Annotated in this window: 14 protein-coding genes and 1 tRNA gene; 8 read left to right on the top strand and 7 right to left on the bottom strand. The window is 56.9% G+C overall.

Translation table 11 applies throughout. From position 1 onward, the window contains the following. Positions 1-197: 197 nt before the first annotated feature. Positions 198-1,298, bottom strand: coding sequence for an ABC transporter ATP-binding protein (locus tag HUV30_RS02855; RefSeq protein WP_174403891.1), 1,101 nt, complete (start codon positions 1,296-1,298; stop codon positions 198-200). A gap of 429 nt (positions 1,299-1,727) precedes the next feature. Between HUV30_RS02855 and HUV30_RS02850 the strand changes: the two genes are divergently transcribed. From HUV30_RS02850 to HUV30_RS02840, 3 genes are all read left to right on the top strand, one after another. Continuing rightward, positions 1,728-2,744, top strand: a complete 1,017-nt coding sequence (locus tag HUV30_RS02850; RefSeq protein ID WP_174403890.1) for a DMT family transporter — start codon at positions 1,728-1,730, stop codon at positions 2,742-2,744. A gap of 113 nt (positions 2,745-2,857) precedes the next feature. Beyond that, positions 2,858-3,358: a hypothetical protein gene (locus HUV30_RS02845; RefSeq protein WP_174403889.1), complete on the top strand. Its 501-nt coding sequence runs from the start codon at positions 2,858-2,860 to the stop codon at positions 3,356-3,358. Positions 3,359-3,699: 341 nt separating this feature from the next. Then, positions 3,700-4,416 (top strand): CBM96 family carbohydrate-binding protein, encoded by a 717-nt coding sequence (locus HUV30_RS02840; RefSeq protein ID WP_174403888.1) that lies wholly within the window; start codon positions 3,700-3,702, stop codon positions 4,414-4,416. Positions 4,417-4,562: 146 nt separating this feature from the next. Here HUV30_RS02840 and HUV30_RS02835 read toward each other — a convergent pair. Then, positions 4,563-4,649, bottom strand: a tRNA-Leu gene (locus HUV30_RS02835). A 50-nt stretch (positions 4,650-4,699) separates the two neighbouring features. On the opposite strand from HUV30_RS02835, the gene HUV30_RS02830 reads away from it, so the two are divergent. The 5 genes from HUV30_RS02830 to HUV30_RS02810 all read left to right on the top strand — a co-directional run bounded on the left by HUV30_RS02830 (position 4,700) and on the right by HUV30_RS02810 (position 9,011). Further along, a complete protein-coding gene (locus HUV30_RS02830) occupies positions 4,700-4,846 on the top strand; it encodes a hypothetical protein (RefSeq protein WP_174403886.1) in 147 nt (48 codons plus the stop codon). Positions 4,847-4,914: 68 nt separating this feature from the next. After that, on the top strand, positions 4,915-5,967 hold the full coding sequence (locus HUV30_RS02825) for a DUF1786 domain-containing protein (protein ID WP_174403884.1): 1,053 nt from the start codon (positions 4,915-4,917) through the stop codon (positions 5,965-5,967). A 203-nt stretch (positions 5,968-6,170) separates the two neighbouring features. Next, complete coding sequence (locus HUV30_RS02820) at positions 6,171-7,466, top strand: phenylacetate--CoA ligase family protein (RefSeq protein WP_174403883.1); 1,296 nt, start codon at positions 6,171-6,173, stop codon at positions 7,464-7,466. 8 nt (positions 7,467-7,474) lie between these two features. Next, positions 7,475-7,981, top strand: a complete 507-nt coding sequence (locus HUV30_RS02815; protein WP_174403882.1) for a DUF456 domain-containing protein — start codon at positions 7,475-7,477, stop codon at positions 7,979-7,981. Positions 7,982-8,156: 175 nt separating this feature from the next. Further along, positions 8,157-9,011, top strand: a complete 855-nt coding sequence (locus HUV30_RS02810) for an RNA methyltransferase (protein WP_174403881.1) — start codon at positions 8,157-8,159, stop codon at positions 9,009-9,011. 133 nt (positions 9,012-9,144) lie between these two features. Here HUV30_RS02810 and HUV30_RS02805 read toward each other — a convergent pair whose 3' ends face one another. The 5 genes from HUV30_RS02805 to HUV30_RS02785 form a co-directional block, all read right to left on the bottom strand. Then, positions 9,145-9,861, bottom strand: a complete 717-nt coding sequence (locus HUV30_RS02805; protein WP_174403880.1) for a GNA1162 family protein — start codon at positions 9,859-9,861, stop codon at positions 9,145-9,147. A gap of 15 nt (positions 9,862-9,876) precedes the next feature. Then, a complete protein-coding gene (locus HUV30_RS02800) occupies positions 9,877-10,335 on the bottom strand; it encodes a DUF4810 domain-containing protein (protein ID WP_174403878.1) in 459 nt (152 codons plus the stop codon). Continuing rightward, complete coding sequence (locus HUV30_RS02795) at positions 10,332-10,655, bottom strand: hypothetical protein (RefSeq protein WP_174403876.1); 324 nt, start codon at positions 10,653-10,655, stop codon at positions 10,332-10,334. Before HUV30_RS02795 ends, HUV30_RS02800 begins: the two co-directional genes overlap by 4 nt. 3 nt (positions 10,656-10,658) lie before the next feature. Then, positions 10,659-11,639, bottom strand: coding sequence for a CsgG/HfaB family protein (locus HUV30_RS02790; RefSeq protein WP_243452042.1), 981 nt, complete (start codon positions 11,637-11,639; stop codon positions 10,659-10,661). 246 nt (positions 11,640-11,885) lie between these two features. Beyond that, the gene (locus HUV30_RS02785; protein WP_174403874.1) at positions 11,886-13,100 is read right to left on the bottom strand and encodes a pseudouridine synthase family protein; all 1,215 of its coding nucleotides are present in this window, start codon (positions 13,098-13,100) and stop codon (positions 11,886-11,888) included. Positions 13,101-13,133 lie beyond the last annotated feature (33 nt).

Here is a 13,133-nt window from a genome sequence, read left to right as displayed (position 1 = left end):
TCCAGATTGGTTCAATGATATGCCGGCCGCCTGCTAGCGGTCCGGCATCGGAGACAGAGCACAATCTCGTCCGGCAAACCTATGCCGGACGGCCCCCACGTACAGCTTTCTCTACCCTTTCGGGTCATTCCGTTCCGCCCGTGCATGCGGGGCCTGCGTCCCGTGCCTGCGCGGAAGACACCTTTTCCACGGGCTGACTATGTGTTGCCGGAGTGGCACAGGCATACCGATCCGTCTTCGGTGAACACATGCGCGCTCGCCGCATTGAAGGACAGGTTGACCGTTTCTCCGGGGGCGAAGGCTTCTCTGCCTGACATTTTTACCCGTACGCTCTCCGTGCCCAGAGAAGCGTGCAACAGGCTTTCTCCGCCCAGCAGTTCATTCAGGGTGACACCGGAGGACCACGCGGCCACGCCGTTGCCGGTCTGTCCGGTGTTCACCGAAATATGTTCGGGGCGCACCCCGACGGTGTATCGTTTTTCATCTCCCAGTGCCTGTGCGCATTCCGGCGCAACGGTAAGGTCTACGCTGCCGCCGAGCCGCAGTACGTTGTGTGCGGTTCGTTCTGCGGTGAACAGGTTGATGGAGGGTGAACCGATGAAATCCGCCACAAAGGTGTTTGCCGGTTTGCAGTAAACGTCCTGCGGGGTGCCGAACTGACGCACAATGCCCTTTTCAAGAATGACAATGCGGTCGGCCATGGTCATGGCTTCCACCTGATCGTGCGTGACGTAGATCATGGTTGTGCCGAGCCTGCGCTGCAACTGGCGAATCTCCACCCGCATGTGGTTGCGAAGCTTGGCATCGAGGTTGGAAAGCGGCTCGTCCATCAGAAAGACCTGCGGGTCGCGCACAATGGCGCGTCCCATGGCCACGCGCTGCCGCTGGCCGCCGGAAAGTTCACGCGGCTTTCTGGCCAGCAGTTCGCCGAGCCCCAGCGTCTCTGCGGCCTGCAGCACACGCTTCTGGCGTTCTTGCTTGGGAACGCGTGCGAGCTTCATGCTGAAGGCTATGTTCTCTTCCACGGTCATGTGGGGGTAGAGTGCATAGTTCTGGAACACCATCGCAATGTTGCGTTCCTTGGGCTGGCGGTGCGTAACGTCTTCGCCGTTTATGCTGATGGAGCCGGAGGAAACATCTTCGAGTCCGGCAAGAAGCCGGAGCAGGGTGGATTTGCCGCAGCCGCTCGGACCTACAAAGACGATGAGCTCGCCTTGGCGGATGTCGAGCGATATATCCGGAATGACTTCGGTGCGGCCGAAGGATTTGGAGACGTGGTTGAATTCGATGAAGCCCAAGGGGTACCTCTCGTGTCGCTGCCCGTGTTAGCGTCTGTTTCTGCTGCCGGTAATCCGTTCGGTAACTATCCCGTCAGGTGCAGCTGTCGCTGTGGGATTGGATGGTTTAACCCAACAGGGGGAACCCGTGTGTGATTGGATGCTTTCAGTTGTGTCACAATTCTGCGACATGCTGTGAGTATATGGCGTAATTACGGCGGATGTCACCTTTTTTTAGCGGTGTGAGGCTCTCTGTGATGTAGGATTGCACTGCTTGATTACGCAATTTTGCAGAATCCGTGGTAAAAACAGATATAAAAGATATGAGTAGCGCAGAATTGCGCACTATTTTGTACGGTTAAGCGTTGCGTTGACTTGCTATTTCCGGCGTGCGAGTGTGCTGGTTGGCTGTTCAAGCCGTATCCGCTCCTGCTGAATTGGAAGGTGTTCATGTTCAGAATAGTTGCCACGGGCATTCTTGCCGCCTTGTTTTTCAGTTCAACCTTCGTGCTGAACAGGGCCATGAGTCTTGAAGGCGGGCATTGGGTCTGGACTGCCGCATTGCGGTATGTATGGATGCTGCTGTTGCTTGCAGTCTGGTTTGTTGCAACAGGCAAAAGCTCTCTCGCGCTCGGTGCAGTGCGTCTGTACCGCAGGCATTGGCTCTTCTGGACCATCGCCGGTAGTGTCGGTTTCGGTGTGTTTTATGCGCTTATCAGCTTCAGCGCATCCTACGCGCCGGGCTGGGTGGTTGCGGCCACATGGCAGATGACCATTCTGGCAACCCCTGTGGTGTTGCTGTTGTTCGGCAGGCGGGTATCCCTGAAGGCGCTGCTGCTCACGCTTATCGTGTTTGCAGGGGTGCTGTGCATTAATGTGGAACAGGCAGGCTCGTTGCCTCTGCATGAGGTGTTGCTGGGCGCGCTGCCGGTTCTGGGGGCTGCCTTTGCCTATCCCTTCGGCAACCAGTTGGTGTGGGAGGCGCGAGAGGCCGTACATGCCGCTGCACCCGCAGGAAATCCTGATACATCGCAGGCGGCTGCACCCTCCGGCGGGCACAATTTGTTGCTCCGGTTGCGGCGGCGCATTCCCGCCATGGATGACCCTGCCATGCAGGATTCCATGTGCAGGGTGCTTCTGCTCACGTTAGGCTCACTTCCGCTCTGGATAATTCTCGTCGGCGTCTTTGCCCCGTCGCTTCCATCCGAAGGGCAGGTGATGAAGACCCTGCTCGTGGCCGTGTTTCCCGGCGTGGCGGCAACAAGCCTGTTTCTCAGTGCGCGGCACATGGCCCGCAGCCCCTCGCAGCTTGCTGCGGCGGACTGCACGCAGGCCATGGAAGTTGTCTTTTCTCTGGCAGGCGAGGCCATTCTGCTTGGCGGTGTCTTGCCCCATGCCCTTGGCTGGACAGGCATTGCCCTGACCCTACTCGGACTGGTGCTGTATCTGAAGGTGCAGAACGCATAGAAGTGCAAAGATGTTTGCTCCGCGCCGGTTGCGGGTGTATGTCACAGGGAACGGGTGAACATGGCTTACAGATTTCCCAGATTTTACGGTTACTGAATTCCGGAGGAAGCCGCATGAATCGGATACGGAAAATTTTGAGTGCGCTGGTGGTGTCGGCTGTGCTGGTGCTTGCTGCATCCGCAGGCTTTGCCGGTGTTCCTGAAGGGTTTGTGCCTGCCTATGCCAACGAGACGGAGCAGGTAAAGATTGTGGAATACATCCCCAAGGGCGAAACTGTTGAAGCCTGGTCGGAGATGTACACCTTTCTGGTGCTCAAGCAGGTGAATGCCGCGCAGTATGTTTCCTTTGCCCGTAATCTGGGCGAACAGCTGCAAGTCAGTTGCGAAGGGGCCACGCTGCGCGGGCAGCATATGGATGCCCAGAAGATGTATCTGCTCGCGTTCGAATGCCCCGATGCAAGCATTGCCAAAGGGCAGTCAGAAAGCATGGTGGGCATGGTGCGCCCCTACAAGCAGAATGTGCTTTCCGTGCAATATGCCCGCAGAGGCGAAAAAGGCACCCCGCCGGATTCAGCCGCCATGCTCGGCAAGCTGCACGAGCTGGTGCGCAAGTAGCGGATATCGCCTGACGAATGATTGCAGAACGCCCGTTCCCTTAAGGGAGCGGGCTTTTTTATTGAAAATGTTCGGGAGTGGAGGATGCAGTTAATCCATACATATCGCGAAACGTCTGTACGAGGAGGGTTTAATGAAGAGGGCGGTCTTGGCTCTTTGAGGATTTGTTGGAGGTAAGAGTGTTGCACTCTGTCGGGGGGGGGGGGCAATCTGTCGGAGTAGCCTTCTTATCATAGCTTCATTTATATGATGTGGCATGGTTGAAAAATAATGTGCCGCTGTTATTTTTGGGTTTTGCCAACCGGCACGTATTTTTTGGTGCACGTAACAAGGAGTACGTTATGAAGCTGCCCCAAATTTTTGCCACATGTCTTCTGGTTCTGTTAATGACGTCGAATGCCATGGCAGGCATGATGAACATTGCCGTACTTGCGCAAGGAGATGCAATTGCAGGCAAGGACCGGTACGGCTCATTCTCCGGATGGGAGAATTCTGGTCCCATTGTAGGTGCGGCTCCAAACAGTGTTTACCACTGGTATGATTCGTACTCGTATAACGGGTCTTATCGTAACGCTTTTATGCAGTACGAGATAGCGCAGTTTGCCGAAGCTGTCGCCTCAATTACTTCGGTAAACCTGTATCTGTACAATATTGCGAGTGCCATAGTCGGGACCGGAAACCTGGGCACTGTGAATCACGCGTCCAACCCTGTAGCAGCAACTGGGCAGGCAAGCCAGCTCATCGGAGGCAATCAGTTGGTCGGGTATGTAACTGATCTCTCTCCTGATGGATGGATTTCATTTGATGTAACTGATTATATCAAGAATGACCTGACAGCCGAATTTAACTGGGCCGCTTTCAGCGTAAACCAGTTCGGCTACAAGTCCATGGCGTTCGGCAGCGCGGAGCAGGAGCTCGCTTCGTATTTGCAGATTAACTATACAGGGGCAGATACCCCTGTCCCGACGCCGGAACCAGCTACGTTCGCCCTTATGCTTCTGGGGCTTGGAGTTCTTGCTGTATTCAAGAGGAAGAGTTGCTTGAACGGCAATAGATAATAAGATTTCCTGAAAAAAATGAGCGCCCTGCCTTTAAAATAGGCAGGGCGTTTTTAATGAATATTGCGTTTTGCGAAAGAAAGACAAGGTTTTCGACATTCAATTGAAAAAGGCTCCAGTCTTGCGACTGAAGCCTTTGTTCTCAATGGTGCCGAAGAAGGGACTCGAACCCTTACGGGATTTCTCCCACTACCCCCTCAAGATAGCGTGTCTACCAATTCCACCACCCCGGCGAGTTACCATTTACGCTGACTTTTTCCTCGTCAGCGCGGAGGCGATATATATGCAAAACACCATTATCTTGGCAAGAGCTTTTTTTGAAAAAATGAAAATTTATGTTTCCATGCGCCTGCCCCGTGGTCTTGCGGGGGGAAAAGCCTTCCAAACAAACGGGGTTCGCGCTATGGATTGCAGGCAATCCGGTCGATAATGCGGCGAGTGGCGCGCTGTTCAGACCTGCGATTCCGGCACACGAATCATATACGATAAGGATACCACATGCCCCGCACCATGCTGCTGCTTGATATTGGCAGCGGAACTCAGGACGTCCTCTACTACATTCCGGGCAGGGAGCTTGAAAACTGCCCCAAATTCGTTCTTCCGGCCCCTGCGCGTCTGGTGGCGCAGCAGGTGGAGGCCCATACCCGTAACGGCGTTTCCATCTATCTGCATGGAAGCAATATGGGTGGCGGATTCTTCAGAGCTCTGAAACTCCATATGGAAGCGGGCTGCAAGGTGGCTGTGCATCCCGACGCCGCCTTTGCCCTGCATGACAATGCGGACAAGGTGCGCAGCTGGGGTATTGAAATTATCGAACAGTGTCCTGAAGGCTATGTGCCGGTGGCGCTTGCCGATTATGATGCCGCATGGTGGCGAGCCTTTCTGGGCATGGCCGGACTCGAATATCCCGATCTGGTCATTGCGGCCGCGCAGGACCACGGCTTTCATCCCCAACCGGCCGGTCTGGGGAACCGCGCGGGGCGCTTCCAGCTCTGGCGCGACCTGCTGACCCAGCACCAGGGCAATCTTTTCGCACTGCTGCATGCGCAGGCTCCGGCCCCCATGACCCGCCTTGCGGCCATTCAGCGGGCAACCGGCTTTGGCCCCGTGGCGGATTCCGCAGCCGCAGCGCTGCTCGGTGCGCTCTTTATGCCGGAAATTGCCACCCGCAGCCACAGAGAAGGCGTGCTCGTCGTCAACGTGGGCAACAGCCATCTGGTTGCCTTCCTTGTGTACAAGGAGCGCGTACTCGGTGTGTATGAACACCACACCGGCATGTTGGAACAGGACAAGCTCATTGAGGATCTTGTGGAATTTCGTCGTGGCTGGCTGACGGACGACATGGTGCGCAACACCGGCGGCCACGGCTGCATGAACCTGCCCCTGCCCGACGAGGCCGAAGGATTCCGCCCCGCATTCATTCTCGGACCACGCCGCGAACTGCTGCGCGGACAGGGTCAGTTCATCGCACCCGGTGGCGACATGATGCTTGCCGGTTGCTTCGGGCTGCTGAAAGGATACTCCCTGATCTCGGGCATGGAGCTTCCGTAATCCGAATTTGACATTATTGTGCTTGCAGATACAATCTGCCCTCGTTCCGGACGGTTTTTCTTCAATGCGCACGGCATGTTCACGACTTCATGATCTGTTGTGACACGGCTGTGCGCAGCGGCGGTACTCAGTCAGAAGAGCGCGGCCGGGTGGTGTGGCGGTGGATTGCAGGGCAATGCTACGGTGCAGAACAAGAGGGTGACATGGAAGTTTTTGACAGAGCGGAGTTGTTGAGTCGTAAGGAACTGGAGCAGGTGCAGCTGGTGCGTCTGCGCAACGTGGTATCGCAGGCCATGCGGTCACGGTTATACGGTAGCCGTCTCAAGGAGGCCGGTCTTTCGCCGGATTCCTTCAAGTCGCTGGACGATGTGCGCCGCATTCCCTTCACGACCAAGGATGATCTCCGCTCGCAGTATCCCGACGGCCTGAACACGCTGCCCACCAGCGAGATGGTGCGCATGCATGCTTCCAGCGGCACCACCGGCTCGCCCACTGTCATCCATTATACGCAGAACGACATCAATCTGTGGGCAGATCTCATGGCGCGCAGCATGCACATGGTCGGCGTGCGTCGGGAAGATGTGTTTCAGAACATTACCGGCTACGGTTTGTTCACGGGCGGTCTGGGGCTGCACTACGGTGCCGAGCGCCTCGGCTGCCTCACCATTCCCGCCGGTCCCGGCAACACGGCGCGCCAGCTCAAGTTCATGCGCGATTTCAAGACCACCGTGGCGCACATCATTCCGTCCTATGCGCTGTATTTCGGTGCTGCCATGCGCGACAGCGGTGAAGATCCGGCTTCCCTTGCCCTTCGCGTGGCCCTTATCGGCGCGGAACCGCATACCGAGGAAACCCGCAGGCGCATCGAGGAACTGATGGACGTGAAGGCGTACAACTCTTACGGTCTGTCGGAAATGAACGGCCCGGGGGTTGCCTTCGAATGCGTGTATCAGAACGGTATGCACGTGTGGGAAGACGCCTACATTGCAGAAATAGTGCATCCCGAAACCCTTGAACCGCTGCCGGACGGCGAGGTGGGTGAACTTGTCATGACCACCCTGTGCCGTCAGGGCATGCCCATTCTGCGCTACCGCACCAAGGACCTAACCCGCATCATTCCCGGCGAATGTGCCTGCGGGCGCACGCACCGGCGTATTGACCGCATTCTTGGCCGTGCGGACGACATGCTCATCATCAAGGGTGTGAACATCTATCCCATGCAGATAGAGCAGGTGCTGATGGGCTTCCCCGAGGTGGGCGAGAACTACCTCATCGTGCTGGAACGCGAGAATTTTATCGATCAGATTCGCGTGAAGGTGGAAATTCGCGAAGAGCATTTCGTGGAAGATATGCGCGTGCTGCGTGACCTGCAAAAGCGCATGGTCAGCCGCCTGCGCGACGAACTGCTCATTACCCCGCGGGTTGATCTGGTGCAGCACAACAGCCTGCCCAAGGCAGAGGGCAAGGCTCAGCGCGTGCAGGACAACCGCGAAGCATAGGACGTATAGTGGAATTATTCATCAGTTCCGTTTTTATTCTCTTCATGGCCCTGTCGCTGGGGCTGCATATCTTTTCGTTGCCGGGAAACTGGCTCGTGCTGGGGCTGCTTGGCTTTTGGCGGTTCACCCATCCCGAAGCAACGGGAATGGACACCACCTTCTTCATCACCGTAGGCGGGCTTGCCCTGCTGGGCGAAGTGCTGGAGTTCGGGACGCAGATGCTTGGTGCGAAAAAGTTCGGCGGCAGCAACAAGGGTAACGTGGGGGGGATAATCGGAGCTATTGTGGGCGCCATAGTGGGTGCTCCCTTCTTCTTCGGTTTGGGCGCACTTGTGGGGGCTCTGGGCGGTGCTTACGCCGGGTGCCTGCTGCTTGAGATAGGGCAGGGGCGTTCCTTTGATGTGGCCAGTCAGGCTGCCAAGGGTGCATTTTTCGGCAAGTTTCTCGGGCTGGGCATCAAGTTCGGCATAGGTGTATGCCTTGTGGTGCTCGGTGCTTCGCACGTGTGGCCGTAGCCGCTGCGTGCCTGTGGCTCCCGCAGCCTCGGCTTGACTGCGTGGCGCATATGGATGAAGGAAAGGGGGCCGACAGGCCGCCTGATATGATATGACATGATATGACATGACATGATATGATCTTCGGGCGGGCCGTATAGGGCCCGCCTTTCTTTTTTAGCAACGGACGGATGCAATGCTGGATAATCTTGCCGTGGTTCTTGTGAAGCCGCGCTTTCCTGAAAATATCGGTATGGCCGTTCGCGCCTGTGTGAACATGGGCGTGAGTGAGCTGGTTGTGGTGCAGCCTGAACGGTGGGATGTAGACCGCATTCAGTCGCTTGCCACCATCAAGGGGGCAGAGCTGGTGCGCTCCATTCGCGTGGAGGATGACCTTGCCACCGCGCTTGCCGGATACCACCACGTGTATGGCACCACCGCCCGCACCGGCGGCTGGCGCAGCGAGATTCTGTCGCCTGAAAAGGCCGCTCCGCTCATTACCGGCCAGATTGCCGAGGGCTGCAAGGTTGCCGTGCTTTTCGGCCCTGAAGACAAGGGGCTGACCAATGAAGAGACGGAAATCTGCAACCAGCTGCTGACCATTCCCGTGAACCCGCAGGCCAGCTCGCTCAATCTGGCACAGGCTGTGCTCATTGTGCTGTATGAATGTTTCAAGTCGGGCGTGCGTACGCCGCTTGTACCCGGAACCAGCGGGGCGCAGTCGCCCCTGTGCACACATGCGGAGCAGGAAACAGTTATCCGCACCCTGCGCGACACGCTCATGCGCATCGATTTCCTTCGTAAGGATAATCCGGACTACTTCATGCTGCCGGTCCGCCGCTTTTTGCAGAAGATGGCGCTGCGGCGGCATGAGTTCGCCCTGCTTATGGGCGTGTGCCGTCAGGTGCGCTGGCTGGCAGATAAGGCTGGCGTTCCGGAGTTGTCTACAGAACAGGGGGCTGGTCAGCATGCTTCAGGCTCGCATGTTTCCGGTCAGCATGTTTCCGGAGCAGGCTCGGAAGGCGACGATTCCGGAAAGCCGGAGAAATAGAACCGAACCGCCCGAATAGTATTTATGCCGAATAAGAAGCCCCCGTCGCAGGACGGGGGCTTTGTTGTTCCGTATTGTACCGTGCGGGTACCGTGTTGGTATCGTGCGGTTCTGTTTTGGGGTCGGCGGGCTGCTACTGGGCTGCGGTGCCGTCTGAAACAGGCGTTGCGCTGCCAGCGGGAGCTGCTTTTTCTGCGGGGGGGCGCTGGTCGAAGAGCTGGTCCTGACCGTCCTGCATGTAGCGTTCGTTGCGGGGGCCTACAGGCATTGTGCCGAAGGTCCGGTAGTTGGCTACCCGCGCGTAGGTGACATAATCCGAGATGGCAGCGTTGATGGCTGTGGAGATGATGGACCCGATAAGGTCTGATGAACCACCGCTGAGATCAACGACGACCCTTCCCTTGTACTGCCAGAGCACCGCGTTGGTCGTGGTGGACTGCAGTTCGCAGTCAAAGCCCACGGTCAGGGTGCCGCCGATAACGTAGTAGGAAAGGTCCCACTCCTTGATCTTGGTATAGAGCACACTGTCCGCACCGAACTGCTCCTTGAACTTGGCGATGGGCATGCCATACAGCAGTTCGGTGTCATACAGCCCTTCGTGCTGCATTATTTCAGTCACTACGGGAATGGGGAACACGTAGAAGCCGTTGTAGGAAAGCGGCTCCGCGATGGTGGTGGTGTAATAGGCCTTTGCATCGGCTGCCGTGGTTTCGTTCATGGGCGGCAACACCAGAATGCTCTTGGGCTGCTCGGCATACATGCCGGGGAAGCATTCCTGCTTGGTCACCGTTTTTGCGCACCCGGTCATGGCAATGCAGAAAAGCAGGAGGAACGGAATGAGTTTACGCATGTTCTGTCTCCTCTGCTAGCTCTGGGTCTGGCCCTGAGCTGGTGCGGTTTCTTGGGCGGGCTGTGCTTCGGTGGTCGGCATTTCGGCTGCAGGCTGCGAGGCGGTCTGCTTATCCTTGTCTATCTGGCGCTGGGCCGCACGGGTCAGCATGTCCATGAACACACCGGATTCGGGATACTGTGCCTTTTCCTTGGCAAACCACTGCAGCGAGTTGGCAGCTTTACCGGACTTGAAGAGCAGAAAACCGTATTCGGCATAAATGCCGGGCGGCACTTCCAGATTCTTCTCGGTGGCAACCTGCATTATGCGCTCCAGCTCAGCCAGATGCTTGGTCTGCGTTTCTGTGCAGTCGTTCTTGGCAACGCCGTAGTACGTGTCGGAATAGTTGCACCAGTCATATTTCTGCTTGCCGCCGCCGCAGCCGGTCATGAAGGCAAGGGAGGCAAGGCAGAACAGGATGATTAATTTTTTCATGGAATGAACACCTCTCTGGTCTGGCCCTTGTCGACCAGAATAACACGGTCAACCACGACTTCGCCGTTGCGGGTGACACGGACCGAATGCTTGCCCGGGGCAACCTGATACCACTTCTGCTTGCTGGAAGAATCCTTGGCGTATCCGGCAGGACGCAGCTGAATTTCGTCAGCACCGTCCAGAGAGAGCATTGCGCCGCGGGTGTCGCCGGTAAAGCTTATCCATGCCTCTTCGGCGGAGATGACAACGCCTTCATGCGCACCGCAACCGGCGGCAAAGAGGATGAAGGTCAACAGAACTGCTGTAAGAATGCGCTTCATGGCTTACCTCGCAGGGGCCTGGATGAAGAGGGGAGAATAATCCTTGCTGGCGTTCCACTGGCTCAGGTCGCCTGAGGAAAGCTGGCAGAAGGATATTTCATCAGCCGGTGTGGAGCCGGATGTCTGCATCACGCGCAGGGTGGCCACCTTTTTGCCGGGCAGTGTGATCATGGTGTTGGTCTGGGGATTCTTGACCTTCTTGCCCTCGGCAATCACCTCGAACTCGTCGCCGGTCTTAATGCCCTGCGAAACACCGCCTCCCATGATGTACATGCCGTCCTCGTAGCCGAGGATGTAGCCGCGCCACGGTTTGTTCATGAGGTTTTCAATGAGGTTGGAGGCAAGGTTGGTGATGGCGGCGTCAATGGCCTTGTCGTTGATGGCGGAATCGTAGCCGTTGCGTGCGCCGAAGCCCATGATGGAACCGGCTTCGGAGAAGGCTTCCCCTTCGCCGGCTTCAGAGTAGATAACTTCGCCGGTGTACACGTCGATGAGGCGGATATGCACCTTGGCATATGCCACCTGCTTCTTGGTGCGGCTGAAGAGGCCCACGTCGCCGGTTTCCTTGCGGCCGAATTCTGTGATGGAACCGATGATGAGGTAGTCGGCCATGTTCTTGAGCGGTGCAGAATCGCCTATGCCGAGTTCTTTCTGAATCTTGTCGAGGTCGGCGCGTTCAAGCAGGATGAACTTTTCGGTATCCATCAGCTTGTTGGAAAGAATGTCCACAGCCTGCTTGCCAATACGGTCATTGTTTTCATCAATGAAAAAACTCTGACCGTATTTAGTTTCGTTGGAGAAGCGGGCAATGGCGACTTTTCTTTTCAGCCCCTTGTACTGCTGCTTCTTTTCCGCTTCCACGGCAGGGCTCACAACCTGCTTTGGCGCGGTGGATTCAATTTTCTCAGGTTTCTTTACCGTTGCACAGGCGCATAAGGAGCAGAGCGCCATAATGGTTACGGTAAGTTTGATGAGTGTGTGCATCTTGCCCCCTTGATGTGAATGGAGAAGGTTATAAGGAATAAAGAAGAACTGCTTTTCGTCTATTCCTTACAAAAATTCAACACGAAATGCGTTTGATGTGCAAAATTTTGCATTTTTAAAATGGAAAACGACATGCGCTGAGGCACGAAATCCGCGTATGACAGGTGTTTCAGCAGATGCGACAGAATTTCGGGTTGCTGAAGCAAAGACCGCAATGCGGCGCTGCATCATGCAGTAAAGCAGAACTTATGCGTTGTGGGGCAGCACAAGACCTTGTGCGAGCCATTGCTGCCACTGGTGCCACTCCTGTGGAGGAGGGCAGGTGGCGCTGAATTCGCTGAATTCGATGTGGTAGTGGTGCAGATAGAGCGGATGCCGGGAATTGTCATCCATAGGCGGTCCATAGATGGGATCGCCCGCTATGGGGTGTCCGGCATGGGCAAGATGTGCCCGTATCTGGTGGCGCGCGCCCTTGTGGATGGAGGCGAGCACGAGCGTGCAGGATGCCTGCTCACCATCAACAGTGACGCTGCCAAGGGGCAGAATGGTTGTGTGGCGTAGCGGGTCCTCGGCAGGGGTGGCAAGCACGCGGGTGGTTCTGCGTTTGGCCGTATCCAGTGCTGCCTGCATGTTGAGCGGATTCTTGAGATCGCCGTGCACAACGGCAAGATACAGCTTTTCAACGGCACCGGCGTCTTCGAGCCTGTGAAATTCTTCAGCCTTTTCCGGACCGAACGCCACCATGACCATGCCGGATGTGAGCCTGTCCAGCCGGTTTATCAGCTGCGGAGCCGTATCGCCGGAGTCTTCCGGTTCGGGAAAAAGTTCGGCAATCAGGGATTCCAGAGAATTGGCCGGGCCACCTGCTAAGTGGGCGGAGTGCATGCCCCCAGGCTTGAAAACGGCGGCATAGCCCGCATGCCTGCGGACAATATGAACGCGGGGGGCCAGCTCCGGGCTGGTTTCGCAGAGAAGGCCCGCAGGCTCACCGCAATTTGTGGTATTGGCGCTGCCTGTCGCGGCGTCACCAGTCTCTGCGTCTCCTACGGTAGCGTCATGGGGCGCGATGCCAGACGGTTGCATGGCCTGTCCGGTAATGCCTTGTCCGGCAATGTCCTGTGATGCGCCATTGCCAAGGGGGACAAGCAGAAGGTTGTCTCCCTCCTGAACAGATCTGCCTTTGGCGGCGGGTGAACCGTTAACGAGAATTGTGTGGGTGTCGAAAAGGCGCCTGCGCAGCCGTATGCCGCTGTCCGGCAGAACGAGCGTCAGCGCGGCATCCAGCCGTTGCCCGTGCATGTGGGCCGGTACAACGGCGCGCTGTATTCCCTGCGGTATATGGGGCGTTGCCCCGTGCTGCCCTGCTGCATCAGGATCTGCGGGCGAAAGGGATTCATGCACGGCCTTTTGTGAGGGCGCTGCATGGTTATCTGCTGAGTGGGGATGCTTGGTCTGGGGCATGGCTGCTTTCCGTGTGTGGTGCGCCGACACTGA

Source organism: Desulfovibrio subterraneus (genome assembly GCF_013340285.1).
In the GTDB taxonomy this organism is placed as follows: Bacteria; Desulfobacterota; Desulfovibrionia; order Desulfovibrionales; family Desulfovibrionaceae; genus Halodesulfovibrio; species Halodesulfovibrio subterraneus.
Note: the sequence above shows the minus strand (reverse complement) of the source record. Positions and strands in the feature narration are given on the sequence as shown.

Excerpts from the sequence above, each read along its gene's own strand:
- HUV30_RS02785 (WP_174403874.1), bottom strand. The coding sequence starts at position 13,100 with ATGCCCCAGACCAAGCATCCCCACTCAGCAGATAACCATGCAGCGCCC.
- HUV30_RS02850 (WP_174403890.1), top strand. The coding sequence starts at position 1,728 with ATGTTCAGAATAGTTGCCACGGGCATTCTTGCCGCCTTGTTTTTCAGT.
- HUV30_RS02810 (WP_174403881.1), top strand. The coding sequence starts at position 8,157 with ATGCTGGATAATCTTGCCGTGGTTCTTGTGAAGCCGCGCTTTCCTGAA.
- HUV30_RS02800 (WP_174403878.1), bottom strand. The coding sequence starts at position 10,335 with ATGAAAAAATTAATCATCCTGTTCTGCCTTGCCTCCCTTGCCTTCATG.
- HUV30_RS02790 (WP_243452042.1), bottom strand. The coding sequence starts at position 11,639 with ATGCACACACTCATCAAACTTACCGTAACCATTATGGCGCTCTGCTCC.
- HUV30_RS02845 (WP_174403889.1), top strand. The coding sequence starts at position 2,858 with ATGAATCGGATACGGAAAATTTTGAGTGCGCTGGTGGTGTCGGCTGTG.
- HUV30_RS02805 (WP_174403880.1), bottom strand. The coding sequence starts at position 9,861 with ATGCGTAAACTCATTCCGTTCCTCCTGCTTTTCTGCATTGCCATGACC.
- HUV30_RS02825 (WP_174403884.1), top strand. The coding sequence starts at position 4,915 with ATGCCCCGCACCATGCTGCTGCTTGATATTGGCAGCGGAACTCAGGAC.
- HUV30_RS02840 (WP_174403888.1), top strand. The coding sequence starts at position 3,700 with ATGAAGCTGCCCCAAATTTTTGCCACATGTCTTCTGGTTCTGTTAATG.
- HUV30_RS02830 (WP_174403886.1), top strand. The coding sequence starts at position 4,700 with ATGCAAAACACCATTATCTTGGCAAGAGCTTTTTTTGAAAAAATGAAA.
- HUV30_RS02795 (WP_174403876.1), bottom strand. The coding sequence starts at position 10,655 with ATGAAGCGCATTCTTACAGCAGTTCTGTTGACCTTCATCCTCTTTGCC.
- HUV30_RS02820 (WP_174403883.1), top strand. The coding sequence starts at position 6,171 with ATGGAAGTTTTTGACAGAGCGGAGTTGTTGAGTCGTAAGGAACTGGAG.